The sequence below is a fragment of the Bacillus sp. JJ1773 genome (assembly GCF_036962035.1).
In the GTDB taxonomy this organism is placed as follows: domain Bacteria; phylum Bacillota; class Bacilli; order Bacillales; family Cytobacillaceae; genus Cytobacillus.
Map to the genome: position 1 here is coordinate 1 of NZ_JBALNX010000074.1, position 16,516 is coordinate 16,516.

Here is a 16,516-nt window from a genome sequence, read left to right on the forward strand (position 1 = left end):
AATGAAGCATATGGAAAAATAATTGATGCTAATAAAAAATTTAATGAAAAAACAAAGCAATACAATGAATTGAAATTATCATTCTATAAAGAATCCGGACTAGACGTCAAAATGAAGGACTAATGAACAAGGGCAGCATTTACTAAATGCTGCCCTTGTTATATTTTACAATGCAATCATAAATTTTCCTTTGGAAAGATGTGCTATAACACACTGAAAGTGTTTCGTTTTTTTATAGAACAGGATACGAAGAATTATAATACAGAATTTATAGAAGGGAATTACTTAAAAAACGTGAAAACGTTGTAAAAACTTAATATCAAGTAGTTGACGGGAGAAATAATGTGATTTAAACTTAAAATCATTGATAGAAATGTGTATCAATTCTGTTGCAAATTTAATTGATACAGAATAAGATAGAATATGAGTTAACAACAATAGAAGTTATAAACTTAAGAAAATGGAAACCTAATGAAGCAGGGAATCTAGGCAATTATTTATTTCTGAATATTTTCTTTTTTTACCAAATACAATTCACTCTGCTTTGGCTTTCTATTTTAACTTAGTTTTGGGCAATCTAGAAATTGTATTGTACTCATATTATTAAGTCTCTTTTAAAATAATGGAAAGGGTGACTCGTATGGCTTCTAATACAAGATTGGCACAATTAGATGTTAAGAAGCAGCTTGAAAATGTTGAAGAACAATTTCAAACGTTTCAAATTCTTAATGAGGAAGGAAAAGTAGTAAATGAATCTGCAATGCCTGATTTAAGTGATGAGCAGCTTCAGGAATTAATGCGTCGGATGGTATATACACGCATACTAGATCAACGCTCTATTTCTTTAAATAGACAAGGAAGACTTGGGTTTTATGCACCAACAGCAGGACAAGAGGCTTCTCAATTAGCTTCCCAATTTGCTTTAGAGAAAGAAGATTTTATTCTTCCTGGGTATCGTGATGTTCCGCAAATGATTTGGCATGGTCTGCCATTATCTCAAGCTTTCTTATGGTCAAGAGGACACTATGAGGGTGGGAATATTCCAGAAGGTGTAAATGTTATAGCTCCGCAAATTATTATCGGTGCTCAATACATTCAAGCAGCAGGGGTAGCACTAGGAATGAAAAAACGTGGAACAAAAGCAGTTGCTGTGACTTATACAGGAGATGGCGGTACTTCGCAAGGTGACTTCTATGAGGGAATTAACTTTGCAGGTTCTTATGGGGCTCCAGCAATTTTTATTGTTCAAAATAATAGATTCGCTATTTCTACTCCAGTTTCTTTACAAACTGCAGCTAAAACACTTGCTCAAAAAGCTGTTGCAGCTGGAATTCCAGGAATTCAGGTTGATGGAATGGATCCATTGGCTGTTTATGTGGCTGTACGAGAAGCGCGTGAGCGTGCAATCAATGGGGAAGGCCCAACATTAATTGAGACCCTAACTTACCGATATGGTCCTCATACGATGGCAGGAGACGATCCTACACGCTACCGTACAGCTGATCTTGATAATGAGTGGGAAAAGAAAGACCCGCTTGTCCGTTTCCGCAAGTTCTTAGAGGATAAAGGAATTTGGAATGAAGAAATGGAAAATGAAACAATTGAAAAAGCTAAAGAAGATATTAAAGTTGCGATAAAACAAGCAGATGATACACCTAAACAAAAAGTAACTGATCTCATTTCAATCATGCATGAAGAAGCAGGAATGCCTTATAACTTAAAAGAACAATATGAAATATATAAAGAAAAGGAGTCGAAGTAAGCTATGGCGCAAATGACAATGATTCAGGCAATTACTGATGCCTTACGCACAGAATTGCAAAATGATCCGAATGTTCTTGTATTCGGAGAAGATGTGGGCGTAAACGGTGGCGTGTTCCGTGCTACTGAAGGCCTTCAAAATGAATTCGGCGAAGAGCGTGTATTTGATACACCTCTAGCTGAATCTGGAATCGGCGGCCTTGCGGTTGGTCTTAGCTTACAAGGCTTCCGTCCAGTACCTGAAATTCAATTTTTCGGATTCGTATATGAAGTAATGGATTCTATTTCTGGACAGCTGGCACGTATGCGCTATCGTTCTGGAGGGAGATATAATGCGCCTGTGACTATTCGTTCACCTTTTGGGGGAGGCGTACATACTCCAGAAATGCATGCTGACAGCTTGGAAGGGTTAATGGCTCAACAGCCTGGGGTAAAGGTTGTCATTCCATCAACACCTTATGATGCAAAAGGGCTTTTAATTTCTGCCATTCGTGATAATGACCCAGTCATTTTCCTTGAGCATATGAAATTATACCGTTCTTTCCGTCAAGAAGTACCTGAGGAAGAGTACACAATTCCATTAGGTAAAGCTGAAGTGAAGCGTGAAGGAAAAGACTTGTCGATCATTACGTATGGAGCAATGGTGCATGAAGCATTAAAGGCTGCTGAAGAATTGGAAAAAGAAGGCTATTCTGCAGAGGTAATCGATTTACGTACAGTATCACCAATTGATATTGATACTATTATTGCATCGGTTGAAAAAACAGGACGTGCGATTGTCGTTCAAGAGGCTCAAAAACAGGCTGGTATTGCTGCTAATGTTGTAGCAGAAATAAATGACCGTGCAATCTTAAGTCTTGAAGCTCCTGTCCTTCGCGTTGCAGCGCCGGATACAGTTTTTGCATTCCCGCAAGCTGAAACAGTTTGGCTTCCAAACTATAAGGATATTATTGAAACTGGTAAGAAAGTATTAACTTTCTAAAAAGCAGGTAATTATGTTCTTTCGAAGGGGAGAATGAAGGAAGTAATAGAAAATCGGTACAAATACCGATTTTCTTCTTTCCAGCTTCTGTCCTTCCTTATATTGTTAGTGTAGGAGGATGATTCTAAATGTCATTTCAATTTAAATTGCCTGACATTGGTGAAGGGATCCACGAAGGGGAAATAGTTAAGTGGTTCGTTAAAGCAGGCGATAAAGTACAAGAAGATGATGTATTATGCGAAGTTCAGAATGATAAAGCAGTTGTAGAAATTCCTTCACCTGTTAAAGGAACGGTTGAAGAAATTTTAGTCGGGGAAGGAACTGTTGCAACTGTTGGCCAAGTTCTTATTACATTTGATGCGCCTGGATATGAAAATTTAAAATTCAAAGGCGATGAACATCAAGAAGATGATAAGCCCGCAGATCAAGCTCCAGAGAAAACGGGTGAAGCTGAAGTAAATCAAGCCGAAACTCAAACAAGTGCTAAATCTGACCGCCGAATTATCGCGATGCCTTCTGTTCGGAAATATGCTCGTGATAAAGGTGTTGATATTCAGCAAGTAGCGGGAAGCGGTAATAATGGCCGGGTCTTAAAAACCGACATTGATTCGTTCTTAAGCGGGGGAGTTCAAGTCCAGCAACCAGTGGCTCAAGAACAAGAAACAACGGCAGCACCTGAAGAAGTGGCAGCTGCTCCAGTTCAAAAAGTTATTCCACAAGGGCAATACCCTGAAACTCGCGAAAAAATGAGCGGCATCCGTAAAGCAATTGCAAAAGCGATGGTAAACTCAAAACATACAGCTCCACACGTGACTTTAATGGATGAAATTGAAGTGACAAAGCTTGTAGCTCATCGTAAAAAGTTCAAAGAAGTTGCTGCAAATAAAGGAATTAAGTTAACGTTCCTTCCATATGTAGTGAAGGCATTAACAAGTGCTTTACGTGAATACCCAGTATTGAATACATCAATTGATGACGCCGCACAAGAAATTATACAAAAGCATTATTACAATATTGGTATAGCAGCAGACACTGAAAAGGGTCTTTTAGTACCAGTTGTAAAAGATGCTGATCGTAAATCTATGTTTGCAATTTCAAATGAAATTAGTGAGCTTGCTGCAAAAGCGCGTGATGGCAAGTTATCTTCTGAGGAAATGAAAGGGGCTTCCTGCACAATTACAAATATTGGATCAGCAGGCGGACAATGGTTTACCCCTGTTATCAATCACCCAGAAGTTGCTATTTTAGGCATTGGACGTATTTCGGAAAAGGCAATTGTAAAAGACGGTGAAATTGTTGCAGCTCCAGTATTAACATTATCATTAAGCTTTGACCATCGCATCATTGATGGCGCAACTGCCCAGAATGCGTTAAATCATATTAAACGTTTATTAAACGATCCTGAACTATTGTTAATGGAGGCATAAAACATGGTAGTAGGAGATTTCCCAATCGAAACAGATACAATTGTCATTGGCTCAGGTCCTGGCGGGTATGTGGCTGCTATTCGTGCAGCACAGCTCGGCCAGAAAGTGACTATCGTTGAAAAGGCAAATTTAGGCGGTGTTTGCTTAAACGTGGGATGTATCCCATCTAAAGCATTGATTGCTGCAGGACACCGTTATGAAACAGCTAAGCATTCTGATTCAATTGGGATTACAGCTGAGAATGTAACTGTTGATTTTACAAAGGTACAGGAATTTAAAGCCGGTGTAGTGAAAAAACTTACTGGCGGTGTGGAAGGTCTATTAAAAGGAAATAAAATTGATATTGTACGTGGTGAAGCATATTTTGTTGATGCCAACACTCTCCGTGTTATGGATGAAAACTCAGCGCAAACGTATACCTTTAAAAATGCAATCATTGCAACAGGTTCACGTCCAATTGAGCTTCCAACATTTAAATATTCAAAACGTGTTCTAGATTCAACAGGGGCACTTTCTCTTCAAGAAATCCCTGAAAAAATCGTTGTTATTGGCGGCGGGGTAATTGGAATTGAACTTGGCGGTGCTTATGCGAATTTCGGAACACAGGTAACAATCCTTGAAGGCGCAGATGATATCCTCCTTGGTTTTGAAAAGCAAATGACGGCTCTTGTCAAACGTAACCTTAAGAAAAAAGGTGCCGAATTTATCACGAAAGCACTTGCAAAAGGTGTTGAAGAGAGTGAAAATGGTGTCACTGTGAAGTATGAGGTTAAAGGTGAAGAGAAAACTCTTGAAGCAGATTATCTCTTCGTTATGGTAGGAAGACGCCCAAATACTGACGAATTAGGCTTAGAGCAAGTAGGCATAAAAATGAGTGACCGCGGCGTAATAGAAATAGATAAGCAATGCCGTACGAATATCAGCAATATTTATGCAATTGGTGATGTTGTTGCAGGTCCTCAATTAGCACATAAAGCCTCATACGAAGGGAAAATTGCTGCTGAAGCCATTGCAGGACATAGCTCTGAAATTGATTATCTAGGGATTCCTGCAGTCGTATTCTCTGATCCAGAACTTGCTTCAGTAGGTTATACTGAACAGCAAGCTAAGGAAGAAGGTATTGAGGTAATTGCCTCTAAATTCCCATTTGCGGCAAATGGCCGTGCACTTGCGTTAGATGCAACAGATGGGTTTGTTAAGCTAATCACACGTAAAGAAGATGGCTTGGTGATTGGTGCTCAAATTGCTGGAGCAAGTGCATCAGATATGATTGCAGAATTAGGCTTAGCTATTGAAGCGGGTATGACGGCTGAAGATCTTGCAATGACCATTCATGCTCACCCAACATTAGGCGAAATTACAATGGAAGCTGCAGAAGTTGCACTAGGCAGTCCGATCCATATTATTAAATAACATAATCAGAAAAGTCCTTTTCCAATTGGAAAAGGACTTTTTTATATGTATAGGACTATACGTTAATTGCTTGTCGACCATTCACTTTTTAAGGCATCTGATAAAGGTTTGATTATTTGTTCTGTTGAAGTATCACCCTTAATTTTGACGATTACTTTTTCTTGATGAATGATTAAGATAGTGGGGCTGCTCTGGACATCAAATGCTTCATAATATCTTTTGGCTTTGTCGCTTGAGATAATTTTCATATTTTTAATTTCGTCTGGAAATTCCTTCTTTAGCTCGATAATCGCATCATAGTAGGAGGCTTCCTCTTCATAATCCTTTTCATTTGAAAAGAAAATAATTTGCTTTCTATTATTATCAAAAATCAGTTCATCTTGAGGTTTAAAATGATTGCATGAGGTAATAAACAAGAAAGAGGCTATGAAAAAAAGCAAAAACACTTTCATATTCTATTCCTCACTTTTTCATTATTTGTATCAGTTACTTAAGTTTAATTATCCAATTATTAGAGATTAATAAGTATTTTATCATAAAAAATGGATATTAGTGACTTGTCACCTAAATGTTACAGAAATGAAAAATAAGATGAGCAGGTTCAACATATATTACTTAGACATATATCTTTGGAACTTGGCTCTCAATCAATTTTTGCTAATAAGAGATATGAAATAACAAATCTGGTGGTGGAAAAATGAAGGTATATACTGCATTGCTGCTGCAGCTAATTATATGGAGCGGCTACACCTTTATTGAGTGGCTATCGAGGTACGATCAGCTTATTTTTAAAGTACTGATGTTCTTCGTATTTTTATATTTAGCTATCATCATTGGAAATTACATTGTGAGATCAGTAAAAAAAACATTCTTTGTTACAGCACTTAGCTTGTCTTTATATGCATCGTTTCATTTTACAATGACTTTAATGGGAGTTTGAGCTGAGGGAAGGGAAAAAGAGCCCTTATTTTGGCTCTTTTAATTGACGTCCACTGAAAAATCTAGAAATGATGTAGTATAAAGAGAAGAAAAATAGATAAAAACAAATAAACGAAAATAGGAAGGGTATTACCTTAAAGTTTGTTTCTTTCTCAAGAGGAGAGGTAAACTTTAATTCTAAAGGGTAATCATGTTCAGCTTCAGGCAGAGAATTCCGTTGTTCAGCGAAAGGAAAAGGTCCGCCAAATAAAATGTCCTGACTTAATTGTGCAGGTTTTGTCTCGAAATAGGAGACGAAAATAATAGGAGTACTTAAAGTGATGACAAGAGCTAATACTCCAAAGAAAATTATTTTTTTTGTTAACAATTTATTCACCTCATTAGATTGCAAAATAGAAGAACAGCCTTTTGCTGTTCTTCTATTTATTTACTATTTTCTATTATTTTCTGGGATAAAAATACATAACTCTTCCATTGAATAAATGCAATTCGCCTTTTAGCTTCTTTGCTAAATAGCGGCAAAACTCGTTAGCTTTCCCTTTATCGCCGAATGTAGCTGATTCCGGCAACGTTACTTGAATATATGATTGTTCCCGATCGGATCCATCTTCGTTCCGAATTGTTTCTTGGTCTATTCCTAGTAAAATTGTGTGATACCTGTCATTGTTGGAGTGCAGATAGAACCATTTCCCTTTTCCCTCGGGTTTTTCTTTTATTTCATATGGAAAAGCAGCTTCATTGTACTTCCAATCAACTTGGTCACCTGTTTTCGCAGTAATGGCTTTATAGTATTGAAATAATTCTTTTACTTCATCTGTCGTAATATGTTCTTTTTCTGATGAAGGCACGAGTTTTATGTATGCGTTACTTGCCAACATCCATCCCCCCATTTTTTCAAAAGATAAGAAAGTATAACTTTTCTCGAATTTGAGAACTGTCTAGCTTCAGCGCCTACCCCCTCAAGGTCACAAGCCAATCCTCACAAAAAGGTAAAGAACACCTTTCCGTGAGGCTCGTCTTGTGCTTGTCGGGGGTGGGCAAGGCGCTTCCGCTTTTCTTATAATACTTTCCCTTTCATTCTAGCACTGAATAAAAACGAATAACAGCTTTAACAAAGATTTTTCACAAAAACCTTGTAATGCAACTGAATTTAAATTATAATAATATTCTAAATATTAAAATTAAAGGAGGAGTAATATGGATCTATTTGAAAAGCTCTATGATGAGCATGAAAATGTGAAGGTCCGATTTGTTGGTTTTACTACTGAACTAACACGCTATGATTTTGGGATTGTGTTTACAAATTTATTTTTCGGAAAACCTCTTGTTGTATGTATGCAAACTGGCCGCTCCACACTCCTCGACCCTAAGGACCTCGAAGATGCTGAACATTTGCAACACGCCTTTAAATTGGATAATCGCCACCAAGCAGAAGACTTATGTGAATTTTTTAAGCTCACCTTACCAGCGACTACGTTCCATACCCAATATGAATGAGAAGAACAGGCTGAAAATAGCCTGTTTTATTTCTTAATGTGACATACAATTAACCCTTGATAAAACAATTGTGTTATATTATTATGTAATTAACGATGATTAAGCGTTTTCAAATTGATCTTAATTACAAAGGGGAATGAAAGAATGGGTACAATTGTATGCCAAGCGTGTAATTCTACAATTGATTATTTCGAAGATGAGAAAGTAACAGTTCTATATTCCAAGGCAGATTGCAGCTGCTGTGAGGGAAGCCATCATCAAGAAGAAATATAATAATAAATTTCGTTTATAAATAAAACCTTCCCAATTTATTTCGGGAAGGTTTTTCTTTGAATTTCTTTTCTATCTGATAGCTTTATACTCTTTAATCACTCGCAAATATTTAAAATCATAATCTTCTGGCCCTTGAACAGGAAGGCCAGCTTCCATGTTTGTTTTAATATAAGTAAGATTTTCTTTCGTTATGATTTCTCCCGGAATAAAAATAGGAATACCAGGAGGATAGACCATAATAAATTCTGCAATGATTCTTCCTTCTGATTCATCAAAAGGAACGAGTTCAGTTTCAGCATAGAAGGCATCGCGAGGTGAAACAGCTAATACAGGAATATCAGGCAATAACACTTGGGTATCAAGCTTTTCAGTTAAACCGTGTCTTTCCGCTGACAATTCTTTAAGTGCCTTTACTAACATATCCCCCTCATATTCAGTATCCCCAGGTGTAATAATACAAAGGATATTATATAGATCAGACATTTCGACTTCAATATTGTACTTTTCACGCAGCCACTTTTCTACATCAAACCCATTTAACCCGAGATCCTTAACAGAAATAATCAGCTTTGTTGGATCATATTCATGTGCAGCATCAGTCTCAAGGATTTCTTCTCCTACACAATAAACATGCTCTATTTCATTTATGCGGCGGCGAATAGACTGTGAAAGTTCGATTGTTTTATCGATCAATTCTTTTCCTTCCGTAGCTAGTCGCTTCCTTGCAACATCCAAGGAGGCAAGCAATAAATAGGATGTTGATGTTGTTGTAAGCATACTTAGAATTGTCTGTACCCTTTTGGCTGAAACAAGGTTTCCGCGCATATTTAATATAGAGCTTTGTGTCATCGATCCGCCAAGCTTATGAACACTTGTTGCTGCTAAATCAGCTCCTGCCTGCATGGCGGATAGCGGTAATTCATCATGAAAATGTATGTGAACACCGTGCGCCTCATCTACAAGAACGGGAACCTGATAGGAATGAGCAATTTCTACAATCTTCTTTAAGTCAGCCGAAATCCCGAAATAGGTTGGATTGATTACAAGAATTCCTTTAGCATCAGGGTGCTGTTCAAGAGCTCTCGAGACAGATTCGGTTGTGATTCCGTGAGAGATCCCAAGATTTTTATCGATTTCAGGATGAATAAATATCGGGGTTGCACCTGAAAAAACAATAGCTGACATAACTGATTTATGAACATTTCTTGGAACAATGATTTTTTCACCCGGTCCACACACGGCCATTACCATTGTCATGATTGCCCCGCTTGTTCCTTGTACAGAGAAAAAGGTTCTGTCAGCACCAAAAGCTTCTGCAGCTAAATCTTGAGCCTCTTTAATCATACCCTTAGGCTGATGAAGATCATCAAGAGGACCGATATTAATAAGGTCTATTGAAAGTGCGTTGTGGCCAATGAATTCTCTGAATTCGGGATCAATTCCCGCTCCTTTTTTATGGCCTGGTATATGAAATTGAATTGGATTTTTTTTAGCATGTGCAAGTAAGCCGCTAAATAACGGTGTTTCTAATTGTGACAATGTATTTCCACACCTCTTTAATTATAATTTTGCATCACAAAAAGTCATAAAACATTTGAATTATAGCACTATTCCCTTTCTTTGCATAGAAAATTTGATGAGTAATAATCGTATTATTTTTTTTAGGAGAAAATTATCTTATCTTCTTTAGTTTTAGATGTTAACAGGAAAATATAACAGTAAAATAGAAGTTAACATACATAAGGGTTTGAAGGAGGTTTTTTTATGAACTGGAATACAAGAGTAACAGAATTATTAAACATTAAATACCCGATCATACAGGGAGGGCTTGCCCATCTTGCTTACTCAGATTTAGCAGCTGCTGTTTCGAATGCTGGAGGACTTGGACAAGTAACGGCAATGTCATTAGAAAGCCCGGATGCTTTAAGAGAAGAAATTCGAAAAGTGAAGATATTGACGAATCAGCCATTTGGTGTTAATTTTGCCATCGGGCAGCATGGCAGGCCATTTTCACACTATTTAGATGTGGCGATTGAGGAAGAGGTTCCTGTTATTTCGATGACTGGTGGAAACCCAGCTCCCATTTTTGAGCAATTAAAAGGGGTAAATGTGAAAAAGCTAGTTCTCGTTGCGGCAAAAAGGCAGGCAGTGAAAGCTGAAGAGCTTGGTGCAGATGCGGTTATGGTTGTCGGACAAGAGGGGGGAGGTCATTTAGGACGAGACGATATTGGAACGTTCGTATTAACCCCTCAAGTCGTAGATGCAGTTTCCATCCCTGTAATCGCTTCAGGAGGGATTGGGGATGGCAGGGGGCTTATGGCGGCCCTTAGCCTTGGTGCAGAGGGCATTGAAATGGGAACGAGATTTATTGCGACTAAGGAGTGTATTCATGCATCAGACATCTATAAAAAAAGGCTTGTCGAAGGAAGTGAAAATGATACTGTTGTTATTAAAAAAACAATAGGGGCTCCGGCCAGAGTCATTTCTAATTCATGGACAGAGAAAATTCTAGCAATTGAGGAGCAAAATGGCGGCTTTGAGCAATTGAAAGACTTGATTAGCGGGAAGGCTAATAAAAAATATATTCACGAAGGGATAGAGGAAGAAGGATTTGCTTGGGCAGGGCAAGTAATGGGACTAATTAATGATGTTCCAACTGTACAAGAACTATTTAGTCGAATGATCTCAGATGGAGAGAGTATTCGCAAAAAATGGACAATGTAATACATAAATAATGTTTTAGGCAAAAGAGGTGACAGAAATGGAATACCAATACCCAATTGACCCAGATTGGTCAACAGATGAAATAATTGATGTTATTCATTACTTTCAGTTAGTTGAGGAGATCTATGGGAAAGGTGTAAACCGTGAAAAATATTTAGATGCGTATAGAAGATTTAAAGAAATCGTTCCAGGTAAAGCCCAGGAACGAAATATTTGCAATGAGTTTGAAGAGGTAAGCGGCTTTTCAGCATATCATACATTAAAGGCTGTAAAAGAGTCAGAAGCAGGAAAAGAGGTTAGAATTAAGAAATAAAAAAATGTGAATAATGGCATGTGGCCGCCTAAAAAAGCCATAGGGGCCACTGCCTATTTTCTCTCTCTTTTGTTTAAAACATTTTATACAAAGGTATTAATGTTTTAAAAACAGATTCTGCATTTTCAAGAAAAGCATGAGGATCCATTTCTATTGCTTCTTTTCTTGGAATATGTAAGCCGCATAAAATCTCCGTTTTTTTTACTTTTTGTAACCGAATAAACATGTCTTTTAAGTCTTCTTTAGTCAGTTCTCCATGCAGCTGTCCCATCGGTTTAGTGTGATCTGCAGACCAAACAAAGTGTTTAGGAGTTTGTTTATAAATTTTATTTAAATTCTTTTCTAATTTTTTTCCGAAGTCTTCTTTATTAGGAGCTTCATATATAAGAGCAAACCAGATGAAAACATGTGTTTCCCAAAGTCCTATTTGAAAATGAGGCAGCATTTTATAACCCCGAGGATTACTTGCATAGGCAACCCAGGTGTCCTTAGGAGGGTTTACTGTCCGGCGTGCATGTTTGGCTACATGTGGATACATTTCATCTCCAGTCTGAATGGCAAGCATTGGAGCAAAATATTGTCCTAATTCATCAAGTTTTGGTCGTATATGAGTAATTAAGGCCTCCATCCGGTCCTCTAGTCCATCGATCTTAAAAACATCAAAATCTTTATTCGTAAATCCTGAAAATGACATTTGCAACCTCCTCAAAACTAAACAGTATTAATTATCCAAAATACTTAGTCATTATCAAAAAAAATATATTCTGAAATATTGTAGCATACCTGTTCATAAACAAAAACCGCTATGCTTCAGGCATTTTTGTAAATATAGGTATTCACACATATTTGTTGCAACTGACTCAAATTCCTCATATTATAAATAAATAATAGTCAGAAAATTTAAACTAGATTTTTAGAAAGGGGTGATTTTTATGAAACAACTGATGAACACAGTTAAAAACAAAGCAGGCGAAAGAGAACGTACCGCAGTCCTTCGATTAGAATTAGATTACGAACTAGCAACATTATTTGATGCAATGAATGATAAGAATGAAGATTTACAATTGAAAAGTAAACAAAAACTTGAAAAAATCAGACAAGAACTTTTACGCCTTAAAGCACTTTAACTAAAGTGTCTGAATGAAAGAGGTAAAGGGGAAAGAAAATAGAAAATGTATATTGAAATTAGACTTAACCTATAACAACGAACTCCTTCACCAAATTTGGGAGTTCGTTTTGTTGTTTTTTCAATAAACGATTAAATTTATTACTACTGTGAAAGGATAATGCTTGAAGTGTCATTCTGCTTCAATTAAGCTATTGTTATTTATTGTATGATTAATAAATATCCCTTTAGGTGAAATAGCGAGTATGCGGGATGATGGGGAGGGTTCAACCACAATGAATTGGACAGAAATTAATAATTGTGCAACGAAATGGATTAAAGAAGCTGGAGAAAATATCAAAAGGTCCTTTAGTAAAACCCTAGTCATTCAAACAAAAACGAATGCAAATGACTTAGTAACAGATATTGATAAAAGTACAGAGCAATTTTTCATTAAAAAAATAAAGGAAAGTTTTCCCGACCATAAAATCCTAGGTGAGGAAGGTTTTGGTGACAAGTTAAATAATTTAACTGGTGTTGTTTGGATCATTGACCCAATAGATGGGACAATGAACTTCATACATCAGCAGAGGAATTTTGCAATTTCTATTGGAATTTATGAAGACGGTGTTGGGAAGGTTGGTTTAATATACGATGTTGTTCACGATGAGCTTTATCATGCAATGAAGGGGAGCGGGGTATTTCTAAATGATCTACCATTGCCTCCTCTAGAGAAAGTGTCTATTTCGGAAGCCGTTATTGGAATAAATGCCACATGGGTTACTGAAAATAAACGCATTGATCCAGCTCTCTTATCTCCATTAGTGAAGGATGCACGAGGAACTCGTTCATATGGATCTGCCGCTTTGGAGATGGCGTATATTGCTTCAGGCAGGCTAGATGCTTATATCACGATGCGTCTTGCACCATGGGATATTGCAGCTGGGATTATATTGGTTGAAGAACTTGGCGGTCTTGCCACTACATTAAAGGGCGATGCTTTAAGCATGCTTGAAAATAATACAGTTTTTATTTCAAAACCTGGCCTTCATCAGGAAATAATGGAGAAGTATTTAAATAATGGCAAATGGTAAAAAAATGACCGTCCAATAAACTTGGCGGTCGTTTTTTTATCTTATAGAAGTCCGCTTTCTCTCAATTTCTTCTTTGTTTTAAATCCAAAGCCCATTGTCAAAATTAATAATATGATTGCGCCAATAATCCCTGCAACACTTTTTTCAGCAATTGCAACTCCAATTCCCATCATGCATAGTGCGGCCGCAATCGCAAAAGCTAATAATGGCCATTTGATTTGTTTCATTTTATGTAACCTCCCATTTTGGGTGTTTATTTTGCCTCTTATGAAAAACATTGTCTACAAATAATTATTTTACACAAAAACGATTTAAGTTTCCACTATATTTATGATATAATGTCTCAGTTATAGATTTGAAAAAGTGAAATTGATGTTAATTGTTAAATACAGGTAGGAGGAACTTCCTTGAAACTTAGAGAAGACATTCGAAATATTGCTATCATCGCTCACGTTGATCATGGTAAAACAACAATGGTTGACCAGCTGCTTAAGCAGGCTGGCACTTTTAGATCTAATGAGCATGTTGAAGAACGTGCAATGGATTCAGGTGACATTGAAAGAGAACGCGGAATTACTATTTTAGCAAAAAATACCGCGATTCAGTATAAAGATACAAAAATTAATATTCTTGATACACCTGGACACGCTGATTTTGGCGGTGAGGTAGAGCGTATCATGAAAATGGTTGATGGTGTTCTGCTTATCGTTGATGCTTATGAAGGCTGCATGCCACAAACACGCTTTGTTCTTAAAAAAGCATTAGAGCAAAATTTAACACCGATTGTTGTAGTCAATAAAATTGACCGTGATTTTGCCCGTCCAGAGGAAGTAATTGATGAGGTGCTAGATTTATTTATTGAACTGGAAGCAACTGAAGATCAGCTTGAATTTCCGGTTATCTACGCATCAGGTATCAATGGTACAGCAAGTACGGATCCATCTAAACAAGACGAGAACATGCAGGCTCTATATGATGCGATAGTAAATCATATTCCGGCACCAGTAGACAATCGTGAAGAACCTTTACAGTTTCAAGTAGCTTTACTTGATTATAATGATTATGTAGGTAGAATTGGTATAGGACGAGTGTTTCGTGGAACGATTAAAGTTGGTCAGCAAGTGGCATTAATGAAGCTAGATGGTTCCATTAAACAATTTCGGGTAACAAAAATCTTTGGTTTCTTTGGTCTTAAACGCCAGGAAATTGAAGAAGCTTATTCCGGGGATTTAATTGCTCTATCAGGCATGGAGGATATCAATGTTGGTGAGACCGTATGTCCTGTTGAACATCAAGAGGCTTTGCCAATTCTTCGTATCGATGAACCAACATTGCAAATGACATTTCTTGTGAACAATAGTCCGTTTGCCGGCAGAGAAGGTAAATACCTTACTTCTAGAAAAGTGGAAGAAAGACTCCGTTCACAACTGCAGACAGATGTAAGTCTTCGAGTCGATAATACAGATTCTCCAGATGCGTGGATTGTTTCAGGCCGTGGAGAATTACACTTATCTATATTAATTGAAAATATGCGCCGTGAAGGATATGAGCTTCAAGTATCCAAGCCAGAGGTCATTGTAAGGGAAATTGATGGTGTGCGATGCGAGCCTGTTGAACGTGTGCAAATCGATGTACCTGAAGAGCATACAGGTTCTATTATGGAATCAATTGGAGCTAGAAAAGGCGAAATGATTGATATGATTAATAATGGGAATGGTCAAGTACGCTTAATCTTTAATGTTCCAGCCCGTGGGCTAATTGGTTACACAACTGAATTCCTAACATTAACACGCGGTTACGGAATCATCAATCATACTTTTGATAGCTATCAGCCAATGGCACAAGGACAGGTCGGCGGAAGACGTCAAGGTGTTCTCGTCTCCATGGAAAGCGGAAAGTCTTCAACCTATGGGATAATGCAGGTAGAGGATCGTGGAACAATCTTTGTCGAGCCAGGAACGGAAATTTATGAAGGAATGATTGTCGGGGAGCACAATCGTGAAAGTGACCTCACAGTTAATATTACGAAAGTTAAGCAAGCTACAAATGTTCGCTCTGCAACGAAAGAACAAACGACAACAATGAAGAAGCCGCGTATTATGACGCTTGAAGAAGCTTTAGAATATTTAAACGAAGATGAATATTGTGAAGTAACACCAGAATCAATTCGTTTACGTAAAAAAATCCTTGATAAAAATGAACGTGAAAGAATTGCGAAAAAGAAAAAATATGCTGAAATGAGCTAAAAAACTTTTAAGGGGGAGAAGAAAATGGTTGATATAAATGAACGGCTGTCTTTTTTCGCTGCTTTATTTAAAGTGCAAGAAAATTCAAGCTTAGGAATGTGGATGTTATATTTGACCATTATTTTGCTCTGTATTATTGTATTTAAATTAGGTTTTGCGAAAAAATTGCCGTTAGCAAAATCGGCTATTATCTATCTCTTTCTTATTCTAGGGTGTACTGTCCTGACATTCTTTGCAGTATTCCTCCCGATTACAGAAGGCTTAGTAGTTGCAGCATTAATATTAATTATTTACAAAATCCGTCTTCATCAGTCAAAAAAGCAAGAAGGAAAACAGGTGTAGGATGGAGATGATATAATATGAAATCATTACAAGATACTTTGTATAATTGGCTATCGATTAAAGTTGTTATTTTGGAACGGCCAGATGATAAAGCTGCAGCTGAAACAGTAAAAATGTTTGAGGATATGCTAATAGAAGAGCACGGACTATCAGATATTCAAATTGAAAAAGATGAAATCATGTACTATGTTCACTTTGATCAAGACCGAGAAAGAAAAAAATCCCGTTTTCCAATAGAACTTATTGAAGTCATGCTGAATCAGATTAAATCGGAACCTGAAAAATATGTAAATTACCCAGAAGAGTAGGATTTTATATGACAAAAGAGGGAGGCAAAGGCCTCCCTCTTTTGAATTGTCTAACTCCAGCGCCTACCCCCTCGAGGTCACAAGCCAATCCT

The 16,516-nt window shown here is 37.2% G+C and carries 21 protein-coding genes; 15 read left to right on the forward strand and 6 right to left on the reverse strand.

The genetic code is table 11. The annotated features are described in order from the left end of the window. From V7127_RS20095 to lpdA, 5 genes are all read left to right on the forward strand, one after another. Window positions 1-123: YkyA family protein (locus V7127_RS20095; RefSeq protein WP_335488999.1), on the forward strand; the 123-nt coding region annotated here is incomplete at its 5' end. 517 nt (window positions 124-640) lie between these two features. Next, window positions 641-1,762, forward strand: a complete 1,122-nt coding sequence (gene pdhA, locus V7127_RS20100) for a pyruvate dehydrogenase (acetyl-transferring) E1 component subunit alpha (protein ID WP_335348409.1) — start codon at window positions 641-643, stop codon at window positions 1,760-1,762. 3 nt (window positions 1,763-1,765) lie between these two features. Further along, entirely contained in the window at window positions 1,766-2,743 is a 978-nt protein-coding gene (locus V7127_RS20105) for an alpha-ketoacid dehydrogenase subunit beta (RefSeq protein WP_335348408.1), read from the forward strand. A 128-nt stretch (window positions 2,744-2,871) separates the two neighbouring features. After that, the gene (locus tag V7127_RS20110) at window positions 2,872-4,170 is read left to right on the forward strand and encodes a dihydrolipoamide acetyltransferase family protein (protein WP_335348407.1); all 1,299 of its coding nucleotides are present in this window, start codon (window positions 2,872-2,874) and stop codon (window positions 4,168-4,170) included. Between the two features lie 3 nt (window positions 4,171-4,173). After that, a complete protein-coding gene (lpdA, locus tag V7127_RS20115) occupies window positions 4,174-5,583 on the forward strand; it encodes a dihydrolipoyl dehydrogenase (RefSeq protein ID WP_335348406.1) in 1,410 nt (469 codons plus the stop codon). 62 nt (window positions 5,584-5,645) lie between these two features. Here the strand turns inward: lpdA and V7127_RS20120 are convergent, their stop codons facing one another. Beyond that, a complete protein-coding gene (locus tag V7127_RS20120; RefSeq protein ID WP_335488990.1) occupies window positions 5,646-5,999 on the reverse strand; it encodes a small peptidoglycan-associated lipoprotein in 354 nt (117 codons plus the stop codon). 281 nt (window positions 6,000-6,280) lie between these two features. Here V7127_RS20120 and V7127_RS20125 point away from each other — a divergent pair, with 281 nt between their 5' ends. Beyond that, entirely contained in the window at window positions 6,281-6,523 is a 243-nt protein-coding gene (locus V7127_RS20125; RefSeq protein ID WP_335354286.1) for a hypothetical protein, read from the forward strand. 24 nt (window positions 6,524-6,547) lie between these two features. Here the strand turns inward: V7127_RS20125 and V7127_RS20130 are convergent, their stop codons facing one another. After that, entirely contained in the window at window positions 6,548-6,889 is a 342-nt protein-coding gene (locus V7127_RS20130) for a hypothetical protein (RefSeq protein WP_335354285.1), read from the reverse strand. A gap of 73 nt (window positions 6,890-6,962) precedes the next feature. Continuing rightward, the gene (locus tag V7127_RS20135; protein ID WP_335354288.1) at window positions 6,963-7,397 is read right to left on the reverse strand and encodes a DUF1885 family protein; all 435 of its coding nucleotides are present in this window, start codon (window positions 7,395-7,397) and stop codon (window positions 6,963-6,965) included. Window positions 7,398-7,719: 322 nt separating this feature from the next. On the opposite strand from V7127_RS20135, the gene V7127_RS20140 reads away from it, so the two are divergent. After that, window positions 7,720-8,019, forward strand: a complete 300-nt coding sequence (locus V7127_RS20140) for a DUF3055 domain-containing protein (RefSeq protein ID WP_335354284.1) — start codon at window positions 7,720-7,722, stop codon at window positions 8,017-8,019. A gap of 144 nt (window positions 8,020-8,163) precedes the next feature. Next, entirely contained in the window at window positions 8,164-8,292 is a 129-nt protein-coding gene (locus V7127_RS20145; protein WP_335344750.1) for a GapA-binding peptide SR1P, read from the forward strand. A 69-nt stretch (window positions 8,293-8,361) separates the two neighbouring features. Here V7127_RS20145 and V7127_RS20150 read toward each other — a convergent pair whose 3' ends face one another. Continuing rightward, window positions 8,362-9,831 carry an aminotransferase class I/II-fold pyridoxal phosphate-dependent enzyme gene (locus V7127_RS20150; RefSeq protein ID WP_335488993.1) on the reverse strand — a complete coding sequence of 490 codons (1,470 nt, stop codon included), beginning with the start codon at window positions 9,829-9,831 and terminating at the stop codon, window positions 8,362-8,364. Between the two features lie 225 nt (window positions 9,832-10,056). On the opposite strand from V7127_RS20150, the gene V7127_RS20155 reads away from it, so the two are divergent. After that, on the forward strand, window positions 10,057-11,016 hold the full coding sequence (locus V7127_RS20155) for an NAD(P)H-dependent flavin oxidoreductase (protein WP_335344752.1): 960 nt from the start codon (window positions 10,057-10,059) through the stop codon (window positions 11,014-11,016). Window positions 11,017-11,053: 37 nt separating this feature from the next. After that, window positions 11,054-11,329: a UPF0223 family protein gene (locus V7127_RS20160; protein WP_335344753.1), complete on the forward strand. Its 276-nt coding sequence runs from the start codon at window positions 11,054-11,056 to the stop codon at window positions 11,327-11,329. Between the two features lie 73 nt (window positions 11,330-11,402). Here V7127_RS20160 and V7127_RS20165 read toward each other — a convergent pair whose 3' ends face one another. Next, complete coding sequence (locus V7127_RS20165) at window positions 11,403-12,023, reverse strand: YktB family protein (RefSeq protein WP_335354283.1); 621 nt, start codon at window positions 12,021-12,023, stop codon at window positions 11,403-11,405. A gap of 238 nt (window positions 12,024-12,261) precedes the next feature. On the opposite strand from V7127_RS20165, the gene V7127_RS20170 reads away from it, so the two are divergent. After that, window positions 12,262-12,456 (forward strand): hypothetical protein, encoded by a 195-nt coding sequence (locus tag V7127_RS20170; protein ID WP_335344755.1) that lies wholly within the window; start codon window positions 12,262-12,264, stop codon window positions 12,454-12,456. 274 nt (window positions 12,457-12,730) lie between these two features. Further along, complete coding sequence (locus V7127_RS20175; protein ID WP_335344756.1) at window positions 12,731-13,528, forward strand: inositol monophosphatase family protein; 798 nt, start codon at window positions 12,731-12,733, stop codon at window positions 13,526-13,528. A 41-nt stretch (window positions 13,529-13,569) separates the two neighbouring features. On the opposite strand, the gene V7127_RS20180 is transcribed toward V7127_RS20175, so the two are convergent. Next, window positions 13,570-13,755, reverse strand: a complete 186-nt coding sequence (locus V7127_RS20180; RefSeq protein WP_335344757.1) for a DUF5325 family protein — start codon at window positions 13,753-13,755, stop codon at window positions 13,570-13,572. Window positions 13,756-13,935: 180 nt separating this feature from the next. Here V7127_RS20180 and typA point away from each other — a divergent pair, with 180 nt between their 5' ends. The 3 genes from typA to V7127_RS20195 are packed head-to-tail and all read left to right on the forward strand — an operon-like array spanning window position 13,936 to window position 16,424. Next, the gene (typA, locus tag V7127_RS20185; protein WP_335344758.1) at window positions 13,936-15,774 is read left to right on the forward strand and encodes a translational GTPase TypA; all 1,839 of its coding nucleotides are present in this window, start codon (window positions 13,936-13,938) and stop codon (window positions 15,772-15,774) included. 24 nt (window positions 15,775-15,798) lie between these two features. After that, complete coding sequence (locus V7127_RS20190) at window positions 15,799-16,116, forward strand: YlaH-like family protein (protein ID WP_335344759.1); 318 nt, start codon at window positions 15,799-15,801, stop codon at window positions 16,114-16,116. A 17-nt stretch (window positions 16,117-16,133) separates the two neighbouring features. Further along, window positions 16,134-16,424, forward strand: a complete 291-nt coding sequence (locus tag V7127_RS20195; protein ID WP_335488996.1) for a hypothetical protein — start codon at window positions 16,134-16,136, stop codon at window positions 16,422-16,424. The last annotated feature ends 92 nt before the right edge of the window (window positions 16,425-16,516 follow it).

What these genes read in the sequence shown, in the direction of transcription:
- V7127_RS20140 (WP_335354284.1), top strand. Translation starts at nt 7,720, where the DNA reads ATGGATCTATTTGAAAAGCTCTATGATGAGCATGAAAATGTGAAGGTC.
- V7127_RS20190 (WP_335344759.1), top strand. Translation starts at nt 15,799, where the DNA reads ATGGTTGATATAAATGAACGGCTGTCTTTTTTCGCTGCTTTATTTAAA.
- V7127_RS20160 (WP_335344753.1), top strand. Translation starts at nt 11,054, where the DNA reads ATGGAATACCAATACCCAATTGACCCAGATTGGTCAACAGATGAAATA.
- V7127_RS20180 (WP_335344757.1), bottom strand. Translation starts at nt 13,755, where the DNA reads ATGAAACAAATCAAATGGCCATTATTAGCTTTTGCGATTGCGGCCGCA.
- V7127_RS20105 (WP_335348408.1), top strand. Translation starts at nt 1,766, where the DNA reads ATGGCGCAAATGACAATGATTCAGGCAATTACTGATGCCTTACGCACA.
- V7127_RS20145 (WP_335344750.1), top strand. Translation starts at nt 8,164, where the DNA reads ATGGGTACAATTGTATGCCAAGCGTGTAATTCTACAATTGATTATTTC.
- V7127_RS20110 (WP_335348407.1), top strand. Translation starts at nt 2,872, where the DNA reads ATGTCATTTCAATTTAAATTGCCTGACATTGGTGAAGGGATCCACGAA.
- V7127_RS20195 (WP_335488996.1), top strand. Translation starts at nt 16,134, where the DNA reads ATGAAATCATTACAAGATACTTTGTATAATTGGCTATCGATTAAAGTT.
- lpdA (WP_335348406.1), top strand. Translation starts at nt 4,174, where the DNA reads ATGGTAGTAGGAGATTTCCCAATCGAAACAGATACAATTGTCATTGGC.
- V7127_RS20175 (WP_335344756.1), top strand. Translation starts at nt 12,731, where the DNA reads ATGAATTGGACAGAAATTAATAATTGTGCAACGAAATGGATTAAAGAA.
- V7127_RS20125 (WP_335354286.1), top strand. Translation starts at nt 6,281, where the DNA reads ATGAAGGTATATACTGCATTGCTGCTGCAGCTAATTATATGGAGCGGC.
- V7127_RS20165 (WP_335354283.1), bottom strand. Translation starts at nt 12,023, where the DNA reads ATGTCATTTTCAGGATTTACGAATAAAGATTTTGATGTTTTTAAGATC.
- V7127_RS20170 (WP_335344755.1), top strand. Translation starts at nt 12,262, where the DNA reads ATGAAACAACTGATGAACACAGTTAAAAACAAAGCAGGCGAAAGAGAA.
- pdhA (WP_335348409.1), top strand. Translation starts at nt 641, where the DNA reads ATGGCTTCTAATACAAGATTGGCACAATTAGATGTTAAGAAGCAGCTT.
- V7127_RS20155 (WP_335344752.1), top strand. Translation starts at nt 10,057, where the DNA reads ATGAACTGGAATACAAGAGTAACAGAATTATTAAACATTAAATACCCG.